Genomic DNA, 11,553 nt, shown 5'->3' on the forward strand with positions numbered 1-11,553 from the left:
GTTATGCCTACATAACATAACCACAGTCGCTTTTTAAATTTGTAAACCGGTTGTTCCATTGTGTAAAGTTTGATTGTCAAATGTAAACAAAACTTTACAACACGCAACGTCTTGAATAATCGCTAAACGTCAGGTCTATGCAAAAAAAGCGAGCAACCTAAGGCTGCCCGCTTTTTAATTAATCACACCAATTTATTTTTTCTCTTTCACCTTCTCCAACAGCATCATCGCCTCGTGATACTGGTGCGGGTTGCTTGACTTGTTTATACGGTCGCTGATTGACTGGATCGTAGCTTTTGATTCAGGTGTATCCATTGCTGCAATACGTTTAATGGTATACGGCAAAAGTCGTGGTATCTGCGTTTTAAACGCCAGGTCGATAACAGCGTTTTCATTAGATGGCACTAAAGGTTCAATGGAGTACCATAGCATCAAAGGCATATTATGGTCGTCTTTATCCTCGGCACGCTGGTATAGGGCGTTAAGCACATCCCAGCGTTTTGTTACATCAGTACGCATCATAGCCGATGCCAGGTACATCCTTACTAAGGGCGAAGCATCAGACTTAGCCATATCCCAAAACTTTTTTAACACCGGGTTCGACGGATTTTCACCTTCGGCCAGTAACTGTATGGCCCAGGCACGCATGTATTCGCTCTCATTATTTAACACCTCAAGCAGGTCTTGCTCTGACAAGCCTTTTGTAACATGCAGCGTCCATAGTGCGCGCAACTTGCGTGTTACGTCAGGGTTTTCATACAATATTTTCTTAAGTGCTTTATGCACCTTTTTGTTCGGTCCGCGCTGTTGTAAAATGGTACGGGCCCACCTTACATACCATTCGTTTGCATTCAGCTGGTAGTTCACCAGTTCCATGTCCGACTTTTTGGAAAGATCAATCTGTACCCATTTATCGGTCTCGTAGCTAATTTTAAATATACGCCCCATGGTTTTGTTATGTACGTCAGGATTAGGGCTGTGGCACTGGTTTTTATCATACCAGTCTATAGCGAAAACAGAGCCGCTGGCATCGTACCGCAAGTTAAGCCACTGCGACCAGGTGTCATTAGCCAGCAAAAAGTCGGGACCGTGCGACGCTGTGTAACCAGACCCATTACGGGTAAGTATATCCATATTGGTACGCGCACCGTGAATATTATTCATAAATATTTTATCATGATACACTTTTGGCCAGCTGTCGCCGCCAAGGTATATCATAGCGCCGGCGTGAGCGTGTCCGCCGCCTTTTGAGGCCGACCGGAAGTTACCTGCATGCGGCCCCCTGTCGCCTACGTAGTGTACGTGGTCGCCGATGGGTTGTATAATATCGTAGGTATACGGGTTAAACGACTCGTGATATTGACGCAGGTAACGGGCACCCTGCACAGCCTGAAACATATGCGGGATAACGCATACCGTCAGGAACGACTGGCCGTAGTCATTAAAATCTACGCCCCACGGGTTACTTGTACCTTCAGAGAATAACTCGAATTTTTGGGTAGTTGGATGGAAACGCCATAATCCGGCATTTATGCGAACACGCTGCTCCTTGGGCGTGCCGGGTTTACCCACGTTTGAATGTGTGAATACCCCGTGGCAGCCGTACAACCAGCCATCAGGCCCCCAACGGAAGTTGTTAAGGGTTTCATGGGTATCTTCCAGGCCAAAGCCGTCAAGCAATATCTGCGTAGGGCCGGCCGGCCTGTCGTTTTTATCATCAATGGGTATGTACATGAGGTATGGCGCGGCGCCAACATACAAACCGCCCATGCCTACCTCGATGCCGCTAACCAGGTTAAGGTTCTCAATAAAAACCGTTCTTTTATCAAGGGTTCCGTCGCCATTAGTGTCTTCAAATATCAAAATACGATCCTTGCCTTCGCCTTCAGGCGCGCGTTTGGGGTAGGTGTGCGCTTCGGCTACCCACAAACGGCCACGCCAATCAATAGTAAATGCTATCGGGCGCACTATCTGCGGCTCAGATGCGGCAAGCGTTACCTTGAAACCTTGTGGCACAGTCATGGCTTTAGCAGCGTCTATGCCAGACAAGCCTGAGTTAATAACAGGATCAAGCGGCGGAAGAATGATGATGTCTTTCGCTTTAAGTTCGTTAGTAAAGTCAGGGCGCGAAGGATAGAAAAGGAAATTATCAAAACTGATATGCGCCCAGATATCATCCCATATGTACGGGATTTGTGACACCCCTGTCTCCTTATCAACAAGGCGCACGTATATATCCTTTCCTATAATCGGCGTTAAATCAACTACAACCGGTTGCAATGTAGCCCGCCCCTGGCCGGTGATATGAAAAAATACGCTGTCGTTATCTGCGCGAACAATTTCAACCCGGGTATCAACCAATGCGCCGCCCGATACCAGGAAAGATGCAAAAGGGTGCGTAACTTTAAACGGCACCGATGTTAGCGTACCGGTTTGCTTGTAATTTTTTGTACCGCCGCTGGTTGCAAAATGCTTGCCCGCGAAGCCCACATGCATTTCTTTGGCGTGTACTGGCGAAGGCTCTTCTGATACAATAGGATTTGTAAAGGCATCACCAGTTGCTGTCCAGTCGTTTAAATTGCCGGCCTCAAAATTCAGGTTTAATGGCTTACCGTTTTTAACGGGCACTACCCCTTTTACCGTAGGCTGATTGGTAATAGGGCCATCCACTACGTCAAAGCGGCCCACCATGCCAGCAGCACGGTGCCCCGGTACAGTACAGTAGTATGTATCGCTGTTGAGCGCGGTGAAAACTATACTGGCTTTTGAGCCCTTTTCAACGAGTACCTTACTCTTAATACCCATCTTCTCAAGGGCGATATCGTGCGTCATCACCTCGCCGTTCACAATAGTTATTTTTACTTTGTCCCCTTTATTGGCACGTAATACAGGGTTACGTGTACCGTCGGTACCCATATAACCCAACATGGTGGCTTCGAGTGTATATTCCCTCGTAATTTTTGACGTGTCGGCAGGCTGGGCGGCAGCCGCGTCAGTGGTGAAATAGCATCCAGACAAGATGACAAGGCTGGTTAATAGTTTAAAAATAGGGCGAAATAAATTCATAGTATCTTTAGTGTTTATATCAGCTGTTAAGGCCATCTAAAATGGATAAAATAATCGACTTTAGAAAACCTTGTTTAAATATATAACCAGTTGATTTTCAATTGAAAATGATTTGATCATATATTATCTTGGTAAAATAATTTGTAAAATAGCAATCGATTGCATTATTACACAAAGAGTAACTTAGTTTTTGGCAGGTAATTGTGTTAAATAAATATCTTTATAATGCACTTCGGCTTTACCATAACCATGTATTTGAAAAGCTATTAATCCGGTTTGCGGTATAGTGCCGTCGGGCTCAGTATAATCTATAGTCTGCACTCCGTTAAGCTTTATGCGTATGCGGCCATTTTCACTCCATACCTCATAATCATTCCACTGTCCGCGTTTCACTATTCGTTCAACCAGGTTCGAGTCGGGTTTAATTAATATTTTGTTACGGCGCGCTTCATCATACAAGCAGCCCCAAAAACCATCTCCAAGATCGGCCTGATAACCCTTCATTTCATACGGCGGGTTAGCTATCCGCTGGCTGTTAAACTGCACACCAGTATTAATAAAACCTTCGTTACCAAGTAATTTCACCTTTACTTTAAGTATAAAATTACCATAATTCTTTGTTGTAGCAATAAATTCATTATGGGGTACCGTTTGCGTTAAAGAGCCGCCTATTATCTCACCATTTTTGATACGCCAGGTATTAATGGTATCTCCCTCCCACCCGCTAAAGTTTTTTCCATTAAATAAACGGATAGGCTTTTTTGATGGCACCGGATTTGTAAAACTGCCCAGTAACACAGCACCCGCTAATAACGCCAAGGTTATTACTTTCATTATCGAATAGTTTAATTGAATATAATTTACGTGCGCGGTTAATTGGTTAACAGGCTGTGGTTGCGCCTTCCGCATAATCAAAAGTATAAAAAAAACGTGTTGTGGGTAATCAACATATTAATTTGTTACATTTATGTTCAAAACCTCGCATAATTGTATGCAGCAACTTTAACCTAACACATGTCATTCATATTAGTAACCTTCTGTCTTAGATCAACCCGAAACGCGCTGTCGCGAACTGATCATATGTCATCAGTCATGGGCGGCGACATTTTCATCGCCTAGTTACTCCCGGCAAAGAAGCCCTTTAAGAGACAGTAGCTTAGCATTTACGTGCATAACACGTGCTTCAAGCAACGTATGTTCGACAAATAAGAGTAGCGAGGCTTGTTTAAGGTAATAAAACTTCAAAAAGCTTAACTTAAATTGATATTTAACCTTACAAACGATGAAAAAATTCCTTTACTTTTTGTTGGTAGCAATTAATATGAATGTATCGGCGCAAACTATAGATACCAACAGCCTGGTGTTACCCACCCCTACGCCGCCCTTAATAACACCGGAGTTCCGGATGAACGGCGCATCTTCAAATCCTTTTCATGAAATCTGGGCTAAAACCGGAGATGTCTGGAATCGCTGGTATACAGCTTCCGAATTGAACGTGCTATTAAAGGTTAACCTGGCGAAGACGGATAGTACGGTGGCGACCGTCAATACTATGGTCAACCTCCAGGATTACACCGGTAAGGCGACATCGGTATTAGTAGAGGAGAAAAATCGGGGTGGACTGTTTACCTATGTCGCGTCGGGCTTAACTATCGATAGCGGGGTGGTAAGGCCGGCAATTGGAAAAGGTTCTGGCTTTTGGGTAAGGCAAATGTCTGATGACTTTGTTAATTTAAGGTGGTTCGGTGCCAGAGGTGACAGCACCATTAATGATGGAGAAGCCCTGATAGCCGCTTACAAATACTGTATAGCCAATGATAAATCATTATACATCAATGCAGGGAAATATATTATAGACAATAACGTGGTTATCTCACAACCCTTTACTATGCTTACAGATGGTCCGGAGAGTGTTATATTTATTTTCCCCGGGGGAATTAATACAGGTACTGGGCCGGGAAGTACAAGGACAAATGGGATAACTATACGTGGAACAAAAAATGTAAACATAGGGGGTTACACATGCAGGCGTTTACGACCAAGAGGGGTTTCTGCTACGCACAGGGCATTAACAATCGATAGCTCAGAAAATGTTACAATAGGCCACATCAAGGTGTATGGCCGGGGAAATATTGGTGTAGCCATCCGTAGCGGCTCAAAGTACATTAAAGGGAGCACTGTTGAAGTATTCGGCAGTGCCGATACGACGAGCAATTCCGGCCAAGGCGTTTTTTTGGAAAATGTATCTTTCGTTTCATTTGACTACATCTACGGCGACAGTACTAAATCCGCACTGGACGTAAATAAGGGATGCAACAATCTTTTTATAACAAGAATTGTGTCCAATCGTGCTAATGACGATGGTGTAGAGTTTGGCTCAATGAGTAATTCATACATTGGCAGCATACTTATTAAAGATATGTTTAAATATCAAGAAGCCGGCTTAACTCAAAATAATAACGCTGTGGATTTTAAGGTAGAGAATATAAACGATCCGCTGTATGTGTTTAAAGGTACCCGGAATAATTATATTGGCTTAATTGCTGTAGAAGGCAACTGCACCAATGCAATAATACTTTCAGTAGGTGATAAATTAGGACCCGGTGATAAGCTGATCCACGACAATTACATTGAGAAAGTTACTGTAGTGGGCACCCCTGTAGGGGTGCCGGGGGTAAGGATTAATGATATTGGTTATAACAATACAATCAACAATATTGACTTAAATGTAAAGTCCACGGGTATTTTATCAACTACAGCCGGTTACAAAGGCTTATCAATTAATAGCGGGAGAATAAGGTCTACTTCACGATGTGTATATACTGAACTTGGTGCAGGATTCGCTATAAAAAATGTAGATATGGCTACAAGCGGCGCAAGTGAGGCAATTTTATGCAATCGGGGTGATAGCCTTATTTTTGTAAACAATGTAATTTCATCTCCATCTAACCACGGCATTTATATACAGGACGGGGCTGGCAATTATCTTCCGAAAACAATAATTATCAAAGGCAACACTTTTAATAACATAGGCAGTAATGCAATTAAGTATGACAGCCGGAATACAGTTTATGACAACATTGTAGGTCTGTCAATCTTAGGAAATGTTATCAATAGCTCCAATGTGTTAGCCAATGTTACCCTTGCTGATCAGTTTGCTGTAAGTGTAACTAATTTTAGGGAAAGCCCTATTGTTGGAATTACTATCAACGGTAATAATTTATATGCGCCCGCGTTGAACTCGTTTAAAGGGATTAGATTAAGCGGAAATTACGCTGCAAACGTAAGTAATAACAATATTTATAACATAACAACTGACTTATTTACAGGCAATGTGGGAGCTGGGGGTTATTACCAACGGGGTGCCGACAATATTTCGTGGGCAAATAATCGTGTTATTACAAGTTTAAACAATAGCTATGTTGAAAGTTCCGTTACCACCACTGAATTAGGATATATTTCAGGGCTTACTTCTCCAGTTCAAAGCCAGCTAAATAATAAAGTAAACTCGAATTCCGATAACACCTTTACACGTGTTAACACTATTACCAATCAAGCATTCGGTATTAGATTTGAACGGCCTGGTTCCGAGCCCGTGGGTTTTTCAATAGGCAGGAGCGGAATACGATATTTCGACTTTTATCTTAATTCGAGTTCAAACTTACAATTACGCTCACTAGATAACGTGGGTGTGATAATAGGCGACGTATGGAACATAAACAGACTTACGAGGGTTGTCAGTTTTGGTGCCAGCCCAACTGCCCCCACGCCAGCACCTGGTACCAACAACACTCAACTAGCTACTACGGAATTTGTAATTAGCCAGACCCCAGCGTCTGCGAAATACATAGCAAGCGGTACAGGTGGAACTACAGTTACCATCCCTCATGGACGAGTCGGGGTTACTTCTAATAGCGTTGTATTAGTGCAGCCAGCTAACCAGGCATCCGCAGGCGTATCGTACGTCACCGCTGATGCTAGCAACATCAATATATTTTATGATGTAGCACCAGCTAGCGGAACAGATAATTTATCTTACAACATATCTATCACCCCGTAAAAGAATGATGGCCATCATCTTTGCCCACCAAAAAAAATGGAGCGCTCAGAAATTTGTAGCGCTCCATTATTAAATCAAATCATCCGCTATTGCAGTATTACCTTAGCTGATTCCTTTAAGCCGCTTCCGCTTATATTCAGTATATAGGTACCCGCGGCAGGGCGCGTGCGTAGCGTATACGTTTCGGTAATATTGACTTTTAAAGTCTCAGTGCCTATTACTTTACCAAACAGGTTAGTTAGCGTAGCCGTGATGTCGCCGCCTGTGTAGCCCTTTAAAGCAAATTGAACATTCCCCTGCGATGGGTTCGGGTAAACATCAAACGTAGTGATACGTGTTGTTTGTAAAGTATTAACTATCTCGGCAGAACGTATAGGATAATATACTTCTTTACCGCTCTTATAGTAAGCCAGTACATAGTAGTTACGGCCTGGTAACGGATTGTTATCATACACTTCGTAGCTTTTGGTGCTTCCGGTTGTACCTGCGCCCTCTACAACAGCCAGTTCTGTCCAGTCGCTTACTTCGGTGCTGTTTACTGCCGACCGGCCTATCCTGAATTTGGGATTTAATATCTCTGATGATGTGGTAAAATTCAACCTTATACGGTTGCCGGTGGCGTTAGCACTAAAGCTAACCGGAACCGCAGTTGGGCTGATGTGGTATTTCATAACCTGGGTAGTGGTCATATTTTTATCGGCATCAAAAATTTTCATGCGGTAGTAAACCGTGCCAGGCGCTGGATTTCTAAACCTCGCTTCGTACTTTTTGCCACTTCCGCCGGCAACATTGGCTACATTGGTCCATGACGCCAGGTCATAACTTTCTTCCAGCTCGAAGTGATCATGACCGGTTTGAGCTGTTGTCCATTTAAGGATGATATTTTTTCCTGCGCTGGTAACCGAATAGCTCTCCAGGCTGTCAGGATCTTTTTTAGGTGTAAAAGGCGACAGTTCAAGCAAGTTTGCCTTAGCGTAGTGAATAGTGTATACACCTTTATCATTGCGTTGCATAGGCACAGGATCGCCATCTATAAACGGATATGATGAATATGTGAAAGTATAAACGCCGTCTTTACCTGATCCCGCGTCTATATGCCCAAAATAAGCCAGTACGTTTTCACGGTTAGGTGTGTTATAAACAACGGTTTTATTTATCCAAGGCCCGGCCGGCGAAGCGGCGAACCATACAGCTATTTCACCACTTAAATTTGGCACAGCATTCATAACATAACTATTTGCGCCAAGTTTCATTACATGCGTGGCAACAGCGCCTGAAATCAGCCTTTTTGCATTTGCTTTTGAAAGGCTCCATGTTCCGTCGTTAGAGTAATATTCCCAGGGGATTTGCGAATGCAGCTGGCCTTTTTTTACGCGTGCAACTTTGGTATAACGTTCAAAATTGCCTATCGATTCGCCGAAGTACATATAATTATATTCACCATCCTGCATAATGGCATTTATATGGTCATATGCTTTTTCCGGCGTGCCTACCTGTTGTAAATCAGGCAGCGATAGGGTACCAATATAAGTACCTTCAGTGCTTAAGCCGTTAACTTGTGATAGCACCACTTTAAGCTGGTTATTATCAACTACAGCACCGTCATTCCACAACACACGACCGTCAATCGGCGCAAATAATGACTGTGCGTTACCGGGCGTGCCCCTGATAACGTACGAAAATTGTTCGTTCTGATCTTCAACCACCACCAGGTTATTGATAATACGGTTATCACTCATAATATTAGTGTGCGGATCAACCGTACCCATAAATGAGTCGCTGAATACCCACGCTACCCTGCCATCGGGCAGTTCAACAGAGGTGTCATTATCACCAGATATCCATCCGGGGTTAGGGTGATTATATTGCCACTTGTATTGTGTTTTAACGTCGATGTTTGGGTGGGTATCGTCAAAAATCTCCACATCATCAAGGTAATAAGTGGTGTTGGTATTAAAGGTGATTTCCAATGTAGCTGCACCGCTTGGCACCTTAAACGCATGCTCGTAAGCCTGCCAGCCATTGCCGGCCGGATCGAACCGCTTGCTTATGCGGTATTGATTTATATTATCACCTGCCGAAGACTTTACGTTTATACGCAACTCTGCGTTATTTTGCTCAGCTATTGCCCAAAAACGCAGCAGGTAAGTGCGTGCGCTATCGGCTGTAAAACCGCTGTGTGTTAATTTTACTGAATTGAGGCTGCTACGGTCAGTTACAGTTATTTTCAAGGCTTTTGAGCCAAAGTGCACCTGGTTGGCCGTAGTATTAACCGCAATAGTTGACACGCTGCCGTTACTATTGCTGGGCGTCCATACTTGCTGGTTTCCTTCAAAACCGCCATTAACAAGTATCACCTTTTCAGGAGTAAATGAGTTGCCGGTAGTAAGCCGCGGATAACGACCACCGGCTCCCTCCGTATTATTAGCCCTGAAGTAATAGATTGTGTTAGGTTTTGCATATTGAGTAGCCCTTATATGCCACTCATACTCGCGGCTGCGGTTAAATTTGATGACGTTATCGGTATTATCGGCGGTGGTAAGCACACTTCCCGGCTCAAAAGCGGGATATTTAGCAGCTTTTAATTGTTTAGTTGTGGCCTGCCCGTTTTTTAAATAAAAACCGTCTCCGGCAAATACAAAAGCATTTAGCGGTGTAGCATCACTAATATTATACCATGGGCCCGAAGTTGATGTAGAGTACTGCAAACCACGGGTAATGGTTTTAGTGCTATCATTCGCATCGTTATAAATTTCAGCACGCAGCCTAAAAGATTTAAGGTCATCTATAACAATCGCGGTATCCTGTCCCGCTTTCCACGTAGCGGTTTGCTCGTTACCATCGTTGTTACGCCAGCGCCAATGGTTTTGAGTAATATTGGCAAACAGGTTACTGTATAAAATTACGAAAAATAAAGATAGTAATAATTTTTTCATATGGCTATGGTTAGGATTATTGGCAATCAAAATTAAACTAATGTTGCAACTTTTATATATTCTGCCGCATTATAACAAAATTGATACATCTAACAATCATGAGCTATCCTGAAACGCTTTATCACTTTAAAGAATGTTGTATTTTTGCTGCGTGTTTTCTGTTTTCAAATAAACACATATTACTAACGAAACCGGGTACCGCCTTACCCGGTTTCTTTTTTATATGTACTTAAACCTTTTTGCGGACATTACAGTCAATTGACTAGTTAACTGCTATATGCAATTGATCAAAGACATGAAAAACCTCTCTCTTATCCTGGCACTGATATTTCTTATATCCTCCTGCAAAAAAGACAGTACACCGGTTAAGCCGCAGCCAGGCACGAAAGACTTTACCAGACTGGATACCATTATGCGTAACAATCTTAACCTGTTAGGAAATAACGCAGGGCTGGTTCTTTTTGATAAAAACGGCAACATACTGTTTAAAAAATATTACGGCACATGGAATGATAATACTTATATACCTATCGCGTCTGCATCCAAATGGCTGTCATCTGCCGTTATTATGAGCCTTGTTGATGAAGGAGTACTAAGCCTTAATACAAAAGCGGCCGCTTATTATCCTGTTGAGTTTGCCGCTGCTGACCGGAGGGATATGACTATTCGCCAATTATTTAGTCATACAAGTGGCTTTGAAGGCTCCAATACCAATTTGTGGGTTGTAAGCAAGAATATAACGTTGCAACAGGCAGTGCAAGGCATAGGGCACGGCGGAAAAATAGGGGCCTTTAATATCCCGCCGGCCAAAGTACTATATGGCAACGGGAAAGCATTTGCCTATGGCGGCATAAGTATGCATGTTGCCGCTGGTATGGCTGAAAAGGCCACCGGAAAAACTTGGGATGTACTGTTCAAGGAAAGGATTGCTGATAAATGCAATATGACACATACCGATTATGCGGGCTTAGGTACAACCACTAATTATATGCCATCGGGAAGCGCAGGTACCCGCCTGCCTGATTACACCAACTTTTTATTGATGATACTTAACAACGGCCGGTTTAAAGACGTGCAGGTGCTAAGCGAAAACGCTGTAGCGGAGATGACAAAGGATCAAACCAACGGCGTTCCTTTTGTAGAGTCGCCTACTGAAGGTGATCCGGTACGTGGAAATGCCAGGTACGGCCTGGGGTGCTGGATAGAGAAAACCGAGAACGGCAACCCGGTAGAGATTGGCAGTCAGGGTGCTTTTGGCTTTAGCCCATGGATAGATAAAAAGCACGGCATTGGTGGCATTTTGTTTGTAAAAACTACGGTATCGTCGGTAAGCACTAAACCTACTTTTGAAACCGCGCCTTACACCTTGATAAGACAAGAAGTTAACCGGGTACTGGAACAATAGTTATTTTTTGTTATATTTCTTATTATTTAGTTCAAACTAGCCCTTTGGAGGCGGCAATCAAGGGTATTTAACGTATATTGGCGATG

At 43.2% G+C, this 11,553-nt stretch carries 5 protein-coding genes; 2 read left to right on the forward strand and 3 right to left on the reverse strand.

The features are described from left to right. Positions 1 to 192: 192 nt before the first annotated feature. Positions 193 to 3,066: a PVC-type heme-binding CxxCH protein gene (locus tag DJ568_RS14270; RefSeq protein ID WP_114006088.1), complete on the reverse strand. Its 2,874-nt coding sequence runs from the start codon at positions 3,064 to 3,066 to the stop codon at positions 193 to 195. A gap of 183 nt (positions 3,067 to 3,249) precedes the next feature. Beyond that, positions 3,250 to 3,900 (reverse strand): 3-keto-disaccharide hydrolase, encoded by a 651-nt coding sequence (locus tag DJ568_RS14275; RefSeq protein WP_114006089.1) that lies wholly within the window; start codon positions 3,898 to 3,900, stop codon positions 3,250 to 3,252. Positions 3,901 to 4,348: 448 nt separating this feature from the next. Here DJ568_RS14275 and DJ568_RS14280 point away from each other — a divergent pair, with 448 nt between their 5' ends. Beyond that, positions 4,349 to 7,126, forward strand: a complete 2,778-nt coding sequence (locus DJ568_RS14280) for a right-handed parallel beta-helix repeat-containing protein (protein WP_114005974.1) — start codon at positions 4,349 to 4,351, stop codon at positions 7,124 to 7,126. Between the two features lie 86 nt (positions 7,127 to 7,212). Here DJ568_RS14280 and DJ568_RS14285 read toward each other — a convergent pair whose 3' ends face one another. Further along, positions 7,213 to 10,062: a carbohydrate binding domain-containing protein gene (locus DJ568_RS14285; RefSeq protein WP_114005975.1), complete on the reverse strand. Its 2,850-nt coding sequence runs from the start codon at positions 10,060 to 10,062 to the stop codon at positions 7,213 to 7,215. Positions 10,063 to 10,357: 295 nt separating this feature from the next. On the opposite strand from DJ568_RS14285, the gene DJ568_RS14290 reads away from it, so the two are divergent. Further along, entirely contained in the window at positions 10,358 to 11,467 is a 1,110-nt protein-coding gene (locus tag DJ568_RS14290; RefSeq protein ID WP_158534941.1) for a serine hydrolase domain-containing protein, read from the forward strand. The last annotated feature ends 86 nt before the right edge of the window (positions 11,468 to 11,553 follow it).

It is taken from the genome of Mucilaginibacter hurinus, assembly GCF_003324525.1.
Lineage (GTDB): Bacteria > Bacteroidota > Bacteroidia > Sphingobacteriales > Sphingobacteriaceae > Mucilaginibacter > Mucilaginibacter hurinus.

Bases quoted from the DNA above. Each gene is read 5' to 3' on its own strand.
- DJ568_RS14270 (WP_114006088.1), bottom strand. From the start codon at position 3,066: ATGAATTTATTTCGCCCTATTTTTAAACTATTAACCAGCCTTGTCATC.
- DJ568_RS14275 (WP_114006089.1), bottom strand. From the start codon at position 3,900: ATGAAAGTAATAACCTTGGCGTTATTAGCGGGTGCTGTGTTACTGGGC.
- DJ568_RS14280 (WP_114005974.1), top strand. From the start codon at position 4,349: ATGAAAAAATTCCTTTACTTTTTGTTGGTAGCAATTAATATGAATGTA.
- DJ568_RS14285 (WP_114005975.1), bottom strand. From the start codon at position 10,062: ATGAAAAAATTATTACTATCTTTATTTTTCGTAATTTTATACAGTAAC.
- DJ568_RS14290 (WP_158534941.1), top strand. From the start codon at position 10,358: ATGAAAAACCTCTCTCTTATCCTGGCACTGATATTTCTTATATCCTCC.